This is a genomic window from Rahnella victoriana, from assembly GCF_004330295.1.
Lineage (GTDB): Bacteria > Pseudomonadota > Gammaproteobacteria > Enterobacterales > Enterobacteriaceae > Rahnella > Rahnella victoriana.
This window is the reverse complement of sequence record NZ_SJOJ01000003.1, coordinates 236,929-253,472: the sequence shown is the minus strand read 5'-3', so window position 1 is coordinate 253,472 and position 16,544 is coordinate 236,929. Positions and strand designations below refer to the sequence as shown.

The 16,544-nt window shown below is 53.5% G+C and carries 14 protein-coding genes and 1 pseudogene; 5 read left to right on the top strand and 10 right to left on the bottom strand.

The window, feature by feature from the left end; all coding sequences use genetic code 11:
* Entirely contained in the window at positions 1-2,022 is a 2,022-nt protein-coding gene (gene ligA / locus EYY67_RS04365) for an NAD-dependent DNA ligase LigA (RefSeq protein ID WP_131692931.1), read from the bottom strand.
* 71 nt (positions 2,023-2,093) lie between these two features.
* The gene (gene zipA, locus EYY67_RS04360; protein WP_131692930.1) at positions 2,094-3,092 is read right to left on the bottom strand and encodes a cell division protein ZipA; all 999 of its coding nucleotides are present in this window, start codon (positions 3,090-3,092) and stop codon (positions 2,094-2,096) included.
* 223 nt (positions 3,093-3,315) lie between these two features.
* Here zipA and cysZ point away from each other — a divergent pair, with 223 nt between their 5' ends.
* The 5 genes and pseudogenes from cysZ to crr all read left to right on the top strand — a co-directional run bounded on the left by cysZ (position 3,316) and on the right by crr (position 8,272).
* Positions 3,316-4,101, top strand: coding sequence for a sulfate transporter CysZ (gene cysZ, locus EYY67_RS04355; RefSeq protein WP_131692929.1), 786 nt, complete (start codon positions 3,316-3,318; stop codon positions 4,099-4,101).
* A 210-nt stretch (positions 4,102-4,311) separates the two neighbouring features.
* Positions 4,312-5,277 carry a cysteine synthase A gene (gene cysK / locus EYY67_RS04350; RefSeq protein ID WP_095922974.1) on the top strand — a complete coding sequence of 322 codons (966 nt, stop codon included), beginning with the start codon at positions 4,312-4,314 and terminating at the stop codon, positions 5,275-5,277.
* Between the two features lie 402 nt (positions 5,278-5,679).
* A complete protein-coding gene (ptsH, locus tag EYY67_RS04340) occupies positions 5,680-5,937 on the top strand; it encodes a phosphocarrier protein Hpr (protein WP_013574433.1) in 258 nt (85 codons plus the stop codon).
* 49 nt (positions 5,938-5,986) lie between these two features.
* Positions 5,987-7,784, top strand: a pseudogene (gene ptsI, locus EYY67_RS04335) (phosphoenolpyruvate-protein phosphotransferase PtsI).
* On the top strand, positions 7,763-8,272 hold the full coding sequence (gene crr / locus EYY67_RS04330) for a PTS glucose transporter subunit IIA (protein WP_095922976.1): 510 nt from the start codon (positions 7,763-7,765) through the stop codon (positions 8,270-8,272). The pseudogene ptsI and the gene crr overlap by 22 nt, the downstream one beginning before the upstream one ends.
* Positions 8,273-8,464: 192 nt before the next feature.
* Here the strand turns inward: crr and EYY67_RS04325 are convergent, their stop codons facing one another.
* The 8 genes from EYY67_RS04325 to EYY67_RS04290 all read right to left on the bottom strand — a co-directional run bounded on the left by EYY67_RS04325 (position 8,465) and on the right by EYY67_RS04290 (position 16,525).
* The gene (locus EYY67_RS04325) at positions 8,465-9,820 is read right to left on the bottom strand and encodes an ATP-binding protein (RefSeq protein ID WP_095922977.1); all 1,356 of its coding nucleotides are present in this window, start codon (positions 9,818-9,820) and stop codon (positions 8,465-8,467) included.
* A complete protein-coding gene (locus EYY67_RS04320; RefSeq protein ID WP_095922978.1) occupies positions 9,801-10,484 on the bottom strand; it encodes a response regulator transcription factor in 684 nt (227 codons plus the stop codon). Before EYY67_RS04320 ends, EYY67_RS04325 begins: the two co-directional genes overlap by 20 nt.
* A 101-nt stretch (positions 10,485-10,585) precedes the next feature.
* Positions 10,586-11,470, bottom strand: coding sequence for a cysteine synthase CysM (gene cysM / locus EYY67_RS04315; RefSeq protein ID WP_131692928.1), 885 nt, complete (start codon positions 11,468-11,470; stop codon positions 10,586-10,588).
* A 115-nt stretch (positions 11,471-11,585) separates the two neighbouring features.
* Positions 11,586-12,680, bottom strand: a complete 1,095-nt coding sequence (gene cysA / locus EYY67_RS04310) for a sulfate/thiosulfate ABC transporter ATP-binding protein CysA (protein WP_131692927.1) — start codon at positions 12,678-12,680, stop codon at positions 11,586-11,588.
* Positions 12,670-13,545 carry a sulfate/thiosulfate ABC transporter permease CysW gene (cysW, locus tag EYY67_RS04305; protein ID WP_095922981.1) on the bottom strand — a complete coding sequence of 292 codons (876 nt, stop codon included), beginning with the start codon at positions 13,543-13,545 and terminating at the stop codon, positions 12,670-12,672. Before cysW ends, cysA begins: the two co-directional genes overlap by 11 nt.
* Positions 13,545-14,375, bottom strand: coding sequence for a sulfate/thiosulfate ABC transporter permease CysT (gene cysT, locus EYY67_RS04300; protein WP_131692926.1), 831 nt, complete (start codon positions 14,373-14,375; stop codon positions 13,545-13,547). The genes cysW and cysT overlap by 1 nt, the downstream gene beginning before the upstream one ends.
* Positions 14,375-15,415 (bottom strand): thiosulfate ABC transporter substrate-binding protein CysP, encoded by a 1,041-nt coding sequence (cysP, locus tag EYY67_RS04295; protein WP_165497941.1) that lies wholly within the window; start codon positions 15,413-15,415, stop codon positions 14,375-14,377. The genes cysT and cysP overlap by 1 nt, the downstream gene beginning before the upstream one ends.
* Before the next feature lie 210 nt (positions 15,416-15,625).
* On the bottom strand, positions 15,626-16,525 hold the full coding sequence (locus EYY67_RS04290) for a Dyp-type peroxidase (protein ID WP_131692925.1): 900 nt from the start codon (positions 16,523-16,525) through the stop codon (positions 15,626-15,628).
* Positions 16,526-16,544: the final 19 nt, after the last annotated feature.

Here is a 16,544-nt window from a genome sequence, read left to right as displayed (position 1 = left end):
TTATTCACCCAGCAGACGGATCATTTCCGCTTCGTCGATCACCTCAATGCCCAGTTCCTGCGCTTTCGCCAGCTTGGAACCCGCCGCTTCACCGGCAATCACCAGATCAGTTTTCTTCGACACGCTGCCGGAGACTTTCGCGCCCAGCGCCGTCAGACGATCTTTGGCTTCGTCGCGGGACAGGATCGACAGCGATCCGGTCAGTACCACGGTTTTACCGGCAAACGGACTGTCGATTTCTTCCGGAACTATGACCTGCACTTCCGGCCAGTGAATGTTGATTTCCGGGCTTAACAGCTCGTCAATCACCTGCTGGTTATGTTCTTCCGACAGGAAATTCACCACGTGTCTGGCGACCACTTCCCCGACGTCCTGCACAGTTTTCAGTGATTCGATATCCGCCGCTCTCAGTGCATCCACTGAACCGTAATGCGCCGCGAGATTTGCCGCCGTCGCTTCGCCCACTTCACGAATACCTAAAGCGTACAGGAATCGCGCCAGCGTGGTTTCTTTGGCTTTTTCCAGCGCATTCACCACGTTTTGTGCCGATTTCGGCCCCATGCGATCCAGACCGGTGAGCTTGCCTGCAGTCAGACGGAACAGGTCAGCCGGCGTTTTGACATATTCTTTCTCGACCAGCTGGTCGATGATTTTATCGCCCATGCCGTCAACGTCCAGCGCGCGGCGGGAGACAAAATGCTTCAGCGCTTCTTTGCGCTGTGCGCCACAAATCAGACCCGCCGTACATCGCGCCACGGCCTCGCCTTCGACACGTTCGACATCAGAGTGACAGACAGGGCAATGCGTCGGGAACACCACTTCGCGGGCATCTTCCGGACGTTCATCCAGCACCACACCGACAACCTGCGGGATCACGTCACCGGCACGGCGGACAATCACGGTATCGCCAATACGCAGGCCAAGACGCTCAATCTCATCCGCATTATGCAGCGTCGCGTTACTGACCATCACGCCTGCGACCAGCACCGGCTCCAGACGGGCAACCGGCGTGATAGCACCGGTACGTCCGACCTGAAACTCGACATCTTTCACCAGCGTGATCTGCTCCTGTGCCGGGAATTTAAATGCCGTCGCCCAGCGCGGCGCACGGGCGACAAAGCCCAGCGTTTCCTGAATATCCAGCGAGTCAATTTTCACCACCACGCCATCGATATCAAAACCCAGCGACGGGCGGTCAGCTTCAACCTGACGATAAAATGCCAGCACTTCATCGCTGCCGGTACACAGACGGACGCGGTCACTGACCGGTAAACCCCAGGCCTTAAACTGTTGCAGACGGGCAATATGGCTGCGTGGCAGTTCACCGCCTTCCAGCAGACCCACGCCGTAGCAGAAGAAAGTCAGCGGACGTTTGGCGGTAATGCGCGGATCGAGCTGGCGCAACGAACCGGCGGCGGCATTACGCGGGTTGGCAAACACTTTCCCGCCGGTGCGGCGCGCTTCGTCATTCATCGCCTCAAAGCCCGGCTGTGGCATAAAGACTTCACCACGCACCTCAAGACGGTTAGGAATATTGTCGCCATGCAGGCGCAGGGGAATGGCACGGATGGTCCGTACGTTGGCGGTAATGTTCTCGCCGGTGGTGCCATCGCCACGCGTGGCGGCCTGCACCAGTTCGCCATTCTCATACAGCAGACTTACCGCCAGACCATCAAGTTTCAGTTCGCAACAGAATGTCAGAGGCTCAGCCGTTTTCAGGCGATCCTGCACGCGCTTGTAAAACGCCAGATAGCTTTCTTCATCAAACACGTTGTCGAGCGACAACATCGGTACCTGATGTTTAACCTGTTCAAAGGCAGAAAGCGGTGCTGCGCCCACGCGTTGCGTCGGAGAATCCGCAGTAATCAGCTCAGGATGCGCAGCTTCCAGCTCACGCAACTCACGCATTAAGCGGTCATACTCCGCATCCGGCACTTCCGGTGCATCCAGAACATGATACTGGTATTCGTGATGGCGCAACTGAGTGCGTAATTGATTGATCTGTTGTTCGATAGTGGCCATGACTCACCGTGGAGATAAAAAACCCCCGGCAAGCGGGGGTTAGGGGAATGGGTGTTTCACGAACGCCTGACTCAGGCGTTCGCCTCGAGGACCTCGCGGATCCGCGCTTTGTACGTTTCGAGCTTCTGCGGCGTAATCATACGACGCTCATCGTCAAGCACCATCGCACCGACATCATCGGCAATACGCTGGGCAGACTGCAACAGCAGTTTGAAGTTCTGATGCGCATCGCCGTAGCAAGGCACCATCATAAACAACGTAACGCCTGGCGTGGAAAAGTCAGACATAGTGTCAGGGTCGAAAGAACCCGGTTTGACCATATTTGCCAGACTGAACAACACCGGACCACTGCCCGCAGGGCTGACGTGACGATGGAAAATATTCATGGCACCAAACTGGAAACCAGCCTGAAGCACGCTGTTAAGCAACACTTCACCGCCGATGACGCCGCCCTGATGCGCTGCAACGTGCAGCACCAGAACCGTCTCTTTCAGTTTCGCTTTCTCAGCCGGGGATTCTTCTGCAGGCGCAAAAGGCGCGGCCTGAGGCTCTGCTTTCGCAGCCGGTGCCGCATCCGCATGAATTTCCTGCGGCGGTACCGGTGCCTGCTGTTTAGCGTCAGGGGTATATTCCTGAGGCGCAAAATCAGCGACAGGTTCGCGACGCGGTGCAGTGACGGGTTCAGCGGCTGAATAACCACTCAGCAACGGATCGTCCTGCACAGCATGTTGCTGTGGCTGAGGCGGTTGTTGAGGACGAGCAACAGGTGCTGGCGCTGGCTGCGCAGGGGAAACCTGCGGCTGACGTGGCGGTGCAGTCTGTTCTGGCTCATCATACTGACCTAAAGTCGGTTCATCCTGAGGATAAGCAGGACGCACGCGCACTTCCCCCACTCCATCGACAAAATCTTCGGACGGAGATTGTTCCCGTTCTTTTTTCACACGTTTAGCTGGACGATCGCGAAACAGCGAAGAGCGTTCTTTACGGCTGGTCCACAAACCGTGTAACAACAACGCTATTATGGCGATCGCGCCAACAACGATTAATATCAGACGCAAATCCTGCATCATTGCTATCTCTGTTGTTCTAATACATTGCCACCACGGCAAACATTCACAATATTAACTCTATTTGCCCACGTAGATAAGTGCAAGTCTGGACTCTACTTTCTGCTAATAAATAGGGCAGTTGCACCTTTTTTTGCTGTTTTTTCAGCCAATCCACTGCTAGCCAGTGGAAAATCATACCGATATGATAGCCCATGTCATTCAACTCAGAGAGAAAATTTCGTTTATGACCTCATCGCAAAGCGCCAGACAAGCAAACGGCGTGCATTATTTCAAACAGGGCTGGACGCTCATTTCCTTACCCGGGATACGACGTTTTGTGATTTTACCGCTGGCCGTGAATGTGCTGCTGATGGGCGGCGCGTTCTGGTGGCTGTTTAGCAAACTGGGAGAATGGATCCCGGCCATGATGAGCAAGGTGCCAACATGGCTGAGCTGGCTGGATTATCTGATCTGGCCGGTGGCGGTGCTGTCTGTGGTGCTGGTGTTCAGCTATTTCTTCAGCACCCTTGCCAACTGGATTGCCGCGCCGTTCAGCGGGTTGCTCGCCGAACAACTCGAAGCACGCCTGACAGGCAAAACGCTGCCCGACACCGGTATCTGGGACATCATGAAAGATCTGCCCCGCATCATGAAACGTGAATGGCAGAAGCTGGCGTATTACCTGCCGCGCGCCCTGCTGCTGTTCGCGCTCTATTTTATTCCGGTGATCGGCCAGACCGTCGCCCCGGTACTGTGGTTCTTCTTCAGCGCCTGGATGGTGGTGATTCAGTACTGTGACTATCCGTTTGATAACCACAAAGTGAGTTTTGCGGACATGCGCCGTTCGCTCGGTAGCAACAAAATCGACAATATGCAGTTTGGCTCACTGGTCAGCCTGTTCACCATGATACCGGTGCTGAATCTGGTGATCCTGCCGGTGGCGGTGTGCGGCGCGACCGCCATGTGGTGTGACCGCTATCGCCATGTTTACGTTAAAAACAATATCGACGTGAATTCCACCCGACAATAATGCGTTTTTCTCACAGCCGCCTGCGGGCGGCTGCCTGCTATGCTTGACTTTTCTTCCCCAAACTTATTTCTTAATAACGTATCGATATACCAAATACCAAAACCTTACTTCACTGGGAAAGCGGTTCGCGTATGCTTTCCTGATTCCCACTAATTTCATAGTGTTGAAAGCTTCACACCGTGAATATTTCATACAGTTAAAGGACGGGTTATGAGCAAGATCTATGAAGACAATTCATTAACAATTGGCCATACGCCACTGGTTCGCCTGAACCGTATCGGTAATGGTCGTATTCTGGCTAAGGTCGAGTCACGTAACCCGAGCTTCAGCGTGAAATGCCGTATCGGTGCCAACATGATTTGGGATGCTGAAAAGAAAGGCATTCTGACCAAAGATATCGAACTGGTTGAACCAACCAGCGGCAACACCGGTATCGCACTGGCTTACGTCGCGGCCGCGCGCGGTTACAAACTGACGCTGACCATGCCGGAAACCATGAGTGTGGAACGCCGCAAGTTGCTGAAAGCCCTCGGTGCCAATCTGGTGCTGACCGAAGGCGCGAAAGGCATGAAAGGTGCGATTGCCAAAGCTGAAGAAATCCAGGCCAGCGATCCGCAGCGTTATCTTATTCTTCAGCAGTTCAGCAATCCGGCCAACCCGGCCATCCACGAACAAACCACCGGCCCGGAAATCTGGGAAGATACCGATGGCGCAGTGGATGTGCTAATTGCGGGCGTGGGCACCGGCGGGACGATCACCGGGACCGGCCGTTATCTGAAAAGCAAAAAAAGCAGCGTCACGCTGGTGGCCGTGGAGCCAACAGATTCACCCGTTATCACCCAGACGCTGAACGGCGAAGAAGTGAAACCCGGCCCGCACAAAATTCAGGGTATCGGTGCCGGTTTTATTCCGGGCAACCTGGATCTGGAACTGCTGGATCGTGTCACGCTGATCACCAATGACGAATCTATCCAGATGGCACGTCGCCTGATGGAAGAAGAAGGCATTCTGGCGGGGATTTCTTCCGGTGCAGCCGTCGAAGCGGCAGTAAAATTATCCAAAGAACCGGAATTTGCTGATAAAACGATCGTGGTTATCCTGCCATCATCTGGCGAACGCTATCTGAGTACCGCATTGTTTGCCGATTTGTTCACCGAGAAAGAATTGCAACAATAATGCCACATCCTTAAAAGCGGCTAAAAAAGCACCTCAAGGGGTGCTTTTTTGTGGCCTGCGTCAAAGTTTATACCACTCCGTCATTGATTTTACCCGCCAGGTTTAGTATTTAACCGGACAATTATTTCGATGCTCGAAATTAATCGCTTCCATGATGCCTTCCCGCTGAATCGATTTACCGATTTGTTACATGAGGGAAAAAGACGGCATAATGGAGGAATAACAGAAAAGCCTGGATCCAGGGCAAAGAGTTTTATCGCTGAGTGCGTTATTTTCTCTTTTCTGTTGCATCAGAACCTGCCCCTGAACCATAGTCAGGCGCTAATCTCTACAGGCTAAAGTGAAGGCCATAAGCTAAACTTTAGCTCCACAACATTACTTTAATAAGTTGGGGAAACAACAATGTTCCAGCAAGAAGTTACTATTACCGCTCCTAATGGTCTGCACACTCGCCCTGCTGCACAGTTCGTGAAAGAAGCGAAAGGTTTCGCGTCTGACATCACCGTGACATCAAACGGTAAAAGCGCCAGCGCTAAAAGCCTGTTCAAACTGCAAACTCTGGGCCTGACTCAGGGCACCGTTGTGACCCTCTCAGCTGAAGGTGAAGACGAGCAGAAAGCCGTTGAACACTTGGTAAAACTGATGGCAGAGCTCGAGTAACAATAGCCGCTCTTATATAGTTTAAACCAGTCAAGAGAAAGGTAGGGTTATGATTTCAGGCATTTTAGTATCTCCCGGTATCGCTTTCGGCAAAGCACTTCTGTTGAAAGAAGATGAAATTGTCATCAACCGGAAAAAAATCTCTCCTGATCAGGTTGATCAGGAAGTTGAGCGTTTCCTGACGGGCCGTGCGAAAGCGTCTGCCCAGCTGGAAGTGATCAAGACCAAAGCCGGTGAGACCTTCGGTGAAGAGAAAGAAGCCATCTTCGAAGGCCACATCATGTTGTTGGAAGACGAAGAGCTTGAACAGGAAATCATAGCCCTCATCAAAGACGAGCATGCTTCTGCTGACGCTGCTGCTTTCTCTGTCATTGAAGGCCAGGCGAAAGCCCTGGAAGAGCTTGATGACGAATACCTGAAAGAACGTGCGGCTGACGTGCGTGACATCGGTAAACGCCTGCTGCGCAACATTCTCGACATGACCATCGTTGATCTGAGTTCCATTCAGGACGAAGTTATCCTGGTGGCAACCGATCTGACCCCGTCAGAAACCGCACAGCTGAACCTGAACAAGGTTCTGGGCTTCATCACTGATTTGGGTGGCCGTACTTCTCACACCTCAATCATGGCGCGTTCCCTGGAATTACCTGCAATCGTAGGTACCAGCGACGTGACCAAACAAGTCAAAAATGATGACTATCTGATCCTCGACGCCGTAAACAATAAAATCTATGTCAACCCGACAGCAGACGTTATTGACGAGCTGAAAGCCGTTCAGAACCAGTACATTTCCGAAAAAGACGAACTGACCAAATTGAAAGATCTGCCGGCGATCACGCTGGACGGTCATCAGGTTGAAGTCTGTGCCAACATCGGTACCGTGCGCGATGTCGCCGGTGCAGAGCGCAATGGCGCTGAAGGTGTCGGCCTGTATCGTACAGAATTCCTGTTCATGGACCGTGACAGCCTGCCTACCGAAGAAGAGCAATTCCAGGCGTATAAAGCCGTTGCTGAAGCAATGGGCTCACAGGCGGTTATCGTGCGTACCATGGACATCGGCGGTGATAAAGACCTGCCGTACATGAACCTGCCAAAAGAAGAGAACCCGTTCCTGGGCTGGCGTGCAATCCGTATCTGTCTGGACCGTAAAGAAATTCTTCACGACCAGCTGAAAGGCATTCTGCGTGCTTCTGCGTTCGGTAAACTGCGCATCATGTTCCCGATGATCATTTCTGTTGAAGAAGTGCGTGAACTGAAAGCAGAACTAGAAATGCTGAAAGCGCAGCTGCGCGAGAAAGGTCAGGCGTTCGATGAAACCATCGAAGTCGGCGTAATGGTGGAAACACCGGCTGCCGCAGTGATTGCTCATCATCTGGCAAAAGAAGTCGATTTCTTCAGTATTGGTACAAACGATCTTACCCAGTATACTTTGGCAGTGGATCGCGGTAACGAGCTGATTTCTCATCTGTACAACCCAATGTCTCCGTCAGTACTTGGTTTAATTAAGCAAGTTATTGACGCATCTCATGCTGCCGGTAAATGGACAGGGATGTGCGGCGAGCTAGCCGGTGACGAACGTGCTACACTTCTTCTATTGGGCATGGGGTTAGATGAGTTCAGCATGAGCGCTATCTCTATCCCACGCATCAAGAAAATTATTCGCAATACAAACTTCGAAGATGTGAAAGCGCTGGCAGATCAGGCCCTGGCCCAACCTACGGCGCAAGAGTTGATGAACCTGGTTAACAAGTTCATTGAAGAAAAAACACTCTGCTAATTGCGCGATGCTGGTAAAGCTGCCCAAATTAATGCTTAGGAGAAGATCATGGGTTTGTTCGATAAACTGAAATCATTGGTTTCTGATGATAAAAAAGACGTTGGCACTATTGAAATCGTAGCGCCGATCTCTGGTGAGATTGTCAACATTGAAGATGTGCCTGACGTAGTTTTCGCTGAGAAAATCGTAGGTGACGGTATTGCTATCAAACCATCTGGCAACAAAATGGTTGCGCCGGTTGATGGTACTATCGGTAAAATCTTCGAAACTAACCATGCTTTCTCAATCGAATCCGACAGTGGCATCGAGTTGTTCGTGCACTTCGGTATCGACACCGTTGAACTGAAAGGCGAAGGCTTCAAACGCATCGCTGAAGAAGGTCAACGTGTTAAGAAAGGCGATTTGGTTATCGAGTTTGATCTGGCTCTGCTGGAAGAGAAAGCGAAGTCTACCCTGACTCCGGTTGTCATCTCTAACATGGACGAGATCAAAGAGTTGATTAAACTGACGGGTAGCGTGACTGTGGGCGAAACCCCAATCATCCGCATCAAGAAGTAATTCGCTCAGCGAGATGTAAAGCAAGAAGTTAAAAACGGCGCCTTATCAGCGCCGTTTTTTATTGCCTGTAAAAACAGCAATCTGCAAAATAATTCGAGTCGCAGTAAGGCGGCAAACGAAGCCATCCCGATGAGCTTACACAAAGTAAGTGATTCGGGTGGCTGAGAGTAGCCAACGCATCTGCGGCTCGAATTATGAAGCGGATTTCCAGTGAGGAACTTGAAGGCTGATGATCAGTCCATGTGGCTGCGCATTACGGGCATCCACTTTCCCCTCATGCGCCACCATCACTTTGCGGGTGATTGCCAGCCCCAGACCGTAGCCTTTGCCTGACAGTGGCGATTTCACGCGCACGAACGGGTCAAAGATACTCGACAGCTTATCTTCTTCCACACCCGGCCCCTGATCGGCCACTTCAATCTGCAAATATTGCTCGACCTGCGCCAGCGATACAGTGATTGTCTGACCGCGGGCAGAAAAACGCAGCGCATTGCGTACCACGTTATCCACGGCTCGTCGCATCAGTTCAGCATTGCCTTTCACGGTGTAATCCGTTTCATCCGGTGATTCAGGGTTCATGGCAATCTCAACGCCCGGCAATTGTGCTTCGTAGCGGGCATCGTTCACCACCGCTTCCACCAGCCCGTAGAGATCGAAATATTCCTCATCGGGAATTTCGCTGTTTTCAGTGCGCGACAATGCCAGCAATTCGCCGATCATCTTATCCAGACGCCCCGCTTCATGCTCAATGCGGCTCAGCGAGGTATCGACGTTAGACGGATTTTGCCGCGCCAGTCCGATCGCCAGTTGCAGGCGTGCCAGCGGCGAACGCAATTCATGCGAAACGTCGTGCAGCAACTCCTCGCGCGCTTTCACCAGCACCTGTAAGCGTTCGGCCATGGAGTCGAAATCACGCGCCACTTCTGACAACTCGTCGTGACGTTTCCCCATGCTGCTATACAACCGTACAGAAAGATCGCCCTGCGCCACACGTCCGAAAGCTTTACGCATTTGCAGCATAGGTCGCGTCAGGTTCCAGGCCAGCACGGCGCTGAACAGCAATCCGCCAAGCCCGCCCAACCATAACAGCGGCGGTGGCATATTCAGCAGTTCGCGACGTTTCCGTGGCCGGTATTCTTCCATCAGCCCTTTCACGTCATAGCGCAGACGATAGCCCTGCCCGTCCGGCCCCTGAACAAACTCCACCACTTCATGGGGAATTTTACCGGGTTCCAGATCCTGCATACTGTTGCCTTTGGCGGGCAGCAAGGAAGGCGATACCGAGAAGAATTGCCGGTCATCCGCTGGCCAGTCGGCCATCATGGCGTTGAGAGCAGGCAAGCCACCCGAATGCAATGTTGAGACGGCAGAGGTAATTTGCAGTTTCACAAACCGGCGGGCAATGCCGCTTTCCGGCGGTTCATGCGGATTATAAAAGGCGAAAACCACCCAGAGCCCCTGAGTGATCGCCACGAAGGTAAACCAGAATCCCAGCAGGATTTTCCAGAACAGCCTTCCGCGCAGTCGTTTAGCGGATTCTATAGCCAATGCTGCGCACCGTTTCAATAGTCAGAATATCGCCACCTTCCAGTGACCCCAGTTTCTGACGGATGTTACTGATGTGCACATCAATACTGCGGTCATAGGCTTCACGCGGACGCCCCAGACCTTTTTCCGACAACTCATCTTTTGAAACCACACGTTCCGGTGAACGCAGCAGTAACTCCAGCAGATTGAATTCAGAGGCCGTCAGATCGAAAGGCACACCGCGCCATTCGCTGCTGCGGGTCGCCGGATTCAGCGTCAGGTCGCCATAGATCACTGAGGAAGAGTCAGAATGCGATTCCTGCTGTTCCTCCACACGGCGCAGCACGGCACGCAGACGGGCCACCAGTTCACGCGGATAACAGGGTTTCGGCATGTAATCGTCCGCCCCCATTTCCAGGCCAATCACGCGGTCGATATTGTCGCCCTTCGCCGTCAGCATAATGATCGGCAGACGGCTGTTTTTACGCACCTGACGCAGAACATCAATGCCGCTCATGTCCGGCAGCATAATATCGAGGATCATCGCCGTGTATTCGCCAGACATCGCGCCTTCCACACCGGCTCTGCCGGTCAGCACCAGAGAGGCGTCAAAGCCTTCTGCGATCAGGTATTCGCTGAGCATGGTGCCTAACTCAAGATCGTCATCGACTAACAAAATTTTCATTCTTATTTCCGCCTGGCTAAAATTTTGGTCATTTTTACCACTAAGCCTGCCCTTCGCAGCCGCTTTTACTCTAATTTTACATTCAACAGCTGAATATAGAATTAAACATTAAAAACGCCAGTGGATAAGTAACGGTCTCCGCGATCGCAGATGATCGCCACCACCACGCTGCCCGGATGGCTTCTGGCAACGCGTAACGCCCCTGCCACGGCCCCGCCGGAACTCACGCCACAGAAGATACCTTCTGTCCGCGCCAGTGCGCGCATGGTGTCTTCTGCTTCGTTCTGGCCCATATCCATCACTTCATCAACCAGTTCAGGATTGAAAATCCCCGGCAGATATTCCACCGGCCAGCGGCGTATACCCGGAATGCTGCTGCCTTCTGAAGGTTGCAGCCCGACGATTTTAACCCCGGTGTGCTGGCTGCGTAGAAAACGGCTGACACCGGTGATTGTGCCGGTGGTGCCCATGCTGGAGACAAAATGCGTGATGCGCCCGTGCGTTTGTTGCCAGATTTCGGGGCCGGTGGTGGTGAAGTGAGCGAGCGGATTATCGGGATTATTAAACTGATCCAGCACTTTCCCCTGCCCCTGCTTTTCCATGTCCAGCGCCAGATCGCGCGCGCCTTCCATTCCCTGTGCCCGGCTGACCAGTAACAGCTCCGCGCCGTACGCGCGCATCGACGCCTGACGCTCAAGGCTCATATTTTCCGGCATCAGCAATTTCAGCTTGTAGCCTTTCAGCGCGGCAATCATCGCCAGCGCAATACCGGTATTGCCGCTGGTAGCTTCGATCAGCGTATCACCCGGGCGAATTTCACCGCGCTTTTCTGCCTGCTCAATCATAAACAGTGCGGCACGATCTTTTACCGATCCGGCGGGATTATTGCCTTCCAGTTTGACCCAAATCTCGCTGTCCAGATCCTGAGTCAGGCGCTGTAATCTCACCAGAGGGGTATTACCGATGTAATGTTCGAGCGTACTCACGGGCTTGCCTTATATTAAAAGGATATATTGACTGATAAAAAATACATAAACAGATATCAGGCGATAAAAAGGGCGGCCCGATGACCGCCCTGAGACACATTCTGATTAAAAAATATCAGGCGCTCTTCGCTAACGCAACGGGTTGTAGCGGTTGATCACCGGCATACAGACGACCATTCAGCCCGCCGACGTAAAAACGATCGCCGCGCTGAGGTGCGCCGTTGCCGTGCGTTTCTGACAGTACCACGGAAAGCGGTTCATCATGCCAGCCCTCAGCCTGCACGATAAGCTGCCAGAAGTGACCGCGCGGGCTGACTTCCAACACTTTCACCGGTAACGGACAACGCGCCGTGCTTTGCGCGGTGATTTCCATTTCCCACGGCCGCAGGAACAAGTCGACCGCGCCCTGATGCAGCGGCGGGTTTTCCAGCGGCCAGTGATGCGCGCCGACATACAACTGCGAGCCACGAATTTCGCCGCCGATTTTATTCACTTCACCCATGAATTCCAGCACGAAACGGGTCGCCGGTTCACGCCAGATTTCTTCCGGTGCGCCAACCTGTTCGATATTGCCCTGACTCATCACCACCACGCGGTCGGCGACTTCCATGGCTTCTTCCTGATCGTGGGTCACGAATACGCTGGTGAATTTCAGTTCTTCATGCAACTGACGCAGCCAGCGGCGCAGCTCTTTACGCACCTGGGCATCCAGCGCGCCGAAGGGTTCATCCAGCAGCAGAATTTGCGGCTCGACCGCCAGCGCACGGGCCAGCGCCACACGCTGTTTCTGACCGCCGGAAAGCTGTGCCGGATAACGGTTTGCCAGATGGGCTAACTGCACCATCTCCAGCAATTTAGTGACTTTCTGTTTGATGGCCCCGGCGTCCGGACGCTCGCGGCGCGGCAGAACCGTCAGACCGAAGGCAATATTGTCGAACACGGTCATATGACGGAACAGCGCATAATGCTGGAACACAAAGCCGACCTGACGATCGCGGGCGTGCAGACGCGTCACGTCTTTGCCGTGAAAACTCAAATGCCCCGCGCTCTGATTTTCCAGCCCGGCGATAATACGCAGCAGCGTGGTTTTACCGGAACCGGAAGGCCCGAGCAACGCCACCATCTCCCCGGAAGCAATATCGAGCGAGATATCATTGAGCACCTTGGTGCGGCCAAAATATTTGTTGATACCGTTAATTTCAATGCTCATGACTTTCCTCCCGCTCAAGACGGTCGTTGTGGCGCTTCAGACGCCATTGCAGGCCGCTTTTCAGAAACAGTGTGACAATTGCCATCAGGGTTAACAGCGCTGCGGCAGTAAACGCGCCAGCGGTGTTGTAGTCCTGATGCAGTAATTCAACTTGTAAAGGCAGCGTGTACGTTTCGCCGCGAATAGAACCGGATACCACGGACACCGCGCCAAATTCACCGATCGCGCGGGCATTGGTCAGCACCACGCCGTACAGCAATGCCCAGCGGATGTTCGGCAGAGTCACGCGGCGGAACATCTGCCAGCCGGAGGCGCCGAGTAAGACCGCCGCTTCATCTTCATGGCTGCCCTGACTGAGCATCACCGGCACCAGCTCACGGATAACAAACGGACAGGTGACAAATACCGTCACCATCACCATGCCCGGCCAGGCGAACATAAACTGAATGTTGTGGGCATCCAGCCAGCCGCCAATCGGGCCGTTAGTGCCGTAAAACAGCAGATAAAGCAGACCGGCGACCACCGGTGACACCGCGAACGGAATGTCGATCAGCGTCAGTAACAGCTGACGTCCCGGAAAATTAAAGCGCGCCACCAGCCAGGCCAGCAGCGTGCCGAAAATCAGGTTAACCGGCACGGTGATCAGCGCCATCAGCACGGTCAGCCAGATGGAGTGCAACATGTCGGAGTCCGACAGGTTCTTCCACACCGCCGCAATGCCATCAGAAAATGCCAGCACAAAAATGCTGATCATCGGGATCACCAGCAGCAGCACGCAAATCAGCACACCGGTGCCAATCAGCGACCATTTCACCCAGTCAATCCGCTGGCGTTTTTCCCCTGCAAAAGCCGGAATATCAGACATTACTGGCCTCCCAGACGACGGCCATAACGGCTCTGTAAGGTGTTAATCGCGAACAGCAGCAGCAGCGATGCTGCGAGGATCACGGAAGCAATGGCGCTGGCCGCCGGGTAATCAAATTCCTGCAGGCGGATGAAAATCATCAGCGAGGTGACTTCAGTTTTCCACGCAATGTTCCCGGCGATGAAAATGACCGCACCGAACTCCCCCAGACTGCGGGTGAAGGACAACGCGGTGCCCGCCAGCAGCGAAGGCATCACCTCCGGCAATACCACGCGACGGAAACTCTGCCAGCGCGAGGCGCCAAGGGTTTCAGCCGCTTCTTCATATTCCGGGCCTAACTCTTCCAGCACCGGCTGCACGGTACGCACCACGAACGGGATGCTGGTAAACGCCATCGCCACCGCAATACCGAGCCAGGTGTAGGCCACTTTGATATCAAAATGCGCCAGCCACTGGCCGTAAAAACCGGTGGTAGAAAATAATCCGGCCAGCGTTAAACCGGCGACGGCGGTTGGCAGGGCAAACGGCAAATCCATCAGCCCGTCGATCAGGCTTTTGCCCGGAAACTCGTAACGGGTGAGGATCCACGCCATCAGCATGCCGAAGAAACAGTTAAAAAGACTCGCCACGCCCGCTGCCAGCAGCGTCACTTTATAGGCCGCCACCACCTGACCGTTGGTGATGACATCCCAGTATTGCGACAGGGTCATTTGCGACAACTGCATCACCAGCGCGCTCAGCGGCAGCAACAGGACAAGGCACACGAACAGCAAACTGCTGCCGAGGCTCAGGGTGAATCCGGGTAAAACGCGTTTGCTCGACAACAACATTACTGGTGACCTTGCTCTAACAGTTTGTCCAGCTCACCGCCGGTACTGAAATGGGTTTCCATCACTTGTGGCCAGCTTCCGAACTGTTCTTCAACCTTGAACAGTCTGGTGTCCGGGAATTGCCCTTTCGCCGCCGCCATCGCCGTTTTGTCATACACGCGGTAATTAAAACTGGTGATGATTTTCTGCGCCTGCGGGCTCCACAAATAATTCAGATACGCTTTCGCGGTTTTCTCAGTGCCATTTTTCTCGACATTTTTATCCACCCAGGCGACCGGGAATTCCGCCAGAATGTCCACTTTCGGGACAATCACTTCGTATTTATCATCGCCGTATTGTTTGCGGATATTGTTCACTTCGGATTCAAAGCTGATCAGCACATCGCCCAGCCCGCGCTCAACAAATGTGGTGGTGGCGCCACGGCCGCCGGTATCAAAGACCTGCACGTTTTTCAGGAAACTCGCCATCTTCTCGCGGGTCTGCGTCTGGTTTTTATTGTCTTCCAGATTGAACGCGCCCCAGGCCGCGAGATAGGTATAACGGCCATTGCCGGAGGTTTTAGGATTCGGGAACACCAGACTCACGCCCGGACGCGCTAAATCGTCCCAGCTATGAATATTCTTTGGATTGCCCTTGCGCACCAGAAACGCCATGGTGGAATAGAATGGCGAACTGTTGTTCGGCAGACGTGTTTGCCAGTTGGCCGGGATCAGATTGCCGCGGTCATGCAAAATCTGCACATCCGTCACCTGATTGTAAGTGACCACATCGGCTTTCAGACCCTGCAAAATCGCCAGCGCCTGCTTGGATGAACCGGCATGCGACTGTTTGATATCCAGTTTGTCGCCATTATTTTGCTCCGCCCATTGTTTCTGGAAAGGCGGATTCAGGGCAGAAAACAGTTCACGGGAGACATCATAAGAGCTGTTGAGCAATTCAGTCGCCGACGCGGCTCCGCTGGCCAGCAAGAGTGCCGCCACCGAACCTTTCAGCACGTTGCCTGTAAACCACGTTTTAGCAAACCCCGTTTCTGTTTTCATGCTCAGCCTTAGGTGATGAATCGATTTGCGACACGAATATGAATCGCTCAATATCACACAGTGTATTTATAACTGAGGGTCAGGCTGTAACGGTTTTATATACCATTTGGTGATTTTCAAGCATGAAAAGCTATAAGGCATTAACAACCGCAGGGGAAAATAACAGGAGGGAAAGAAACAGCGCGCCCACGGGGAACGCGCTGAGAGAACTTAGAGTGCGAGAAGGCGGGTCAGGGACGGCGCGAAATAATAGCTGCCGGTTACCGGACGGGTGAAGCGCAGCATGGCATCACGTTTACCATCGAGATCGCCAAACATGCTCAGCAGTTGTTTCTCAATGTTCCACAAACGGGCGCAATAGGTAATGAAATACAATCCGTGCTCACCGCTGGCAGTGCCGTAAGGCAGGCTCTGACGCAGGATTTTCAGGCCCTTGCCGTCCTCTTTCAGATCCACGCGGCTGACGTGTGACGTCGCCGGACGGGTTTCTGAATCCAGTTCTTCGTCGGTGTCTTTGGTACGGCCGATCACCTCTTCCTGCTGCTGCACGGAGAAGCGTTCCCATTGCACCAGATTATGTTTCCAGCGTTGCACCATCACATAACTGCCGCCAGCATCGACGCTGCCTTCAGGAATAATCGCTACCTGCGCGCGGGCTTCCGCTTTCGGGTTTTCAGTGCCATCGACAAAGCCGCTCAGATCACGTTCTTCCAGCGCACGGAAACCGTGGGTTTCTTCCTCGACGGTGATCGCACTGCCGAAGGCTTTCAGTGCCGCCTGGGCCAGCGCAAAGTTCACGTCATGACGCAGGGACTGAATGTGCAGCAACATATCGCGCTGCGTCGCGGGCGCCAGACCTTTGCCCAGCGGCTCGAAAGATTTCAGTTCATCCGCGCCCTGGTTGCCGGATAAATCACGCCACACATCGTTGCCAAAGGCCACGACCGCACCAAGATGTTCGGTGGGAAATTTTTTCTGCATGTCTTCCAGTACGGCCACAAATGCACGGCAGCCCTGCCGGAGCGCATCCAGGTCACCCTGAGCTTTCGCTTCAATGTAAATCGCGAAACGGCAATGTTCGGGTAAAATGCCGCTCTGAACCTGAGTCATCTTCTCATCCTCGTTAATT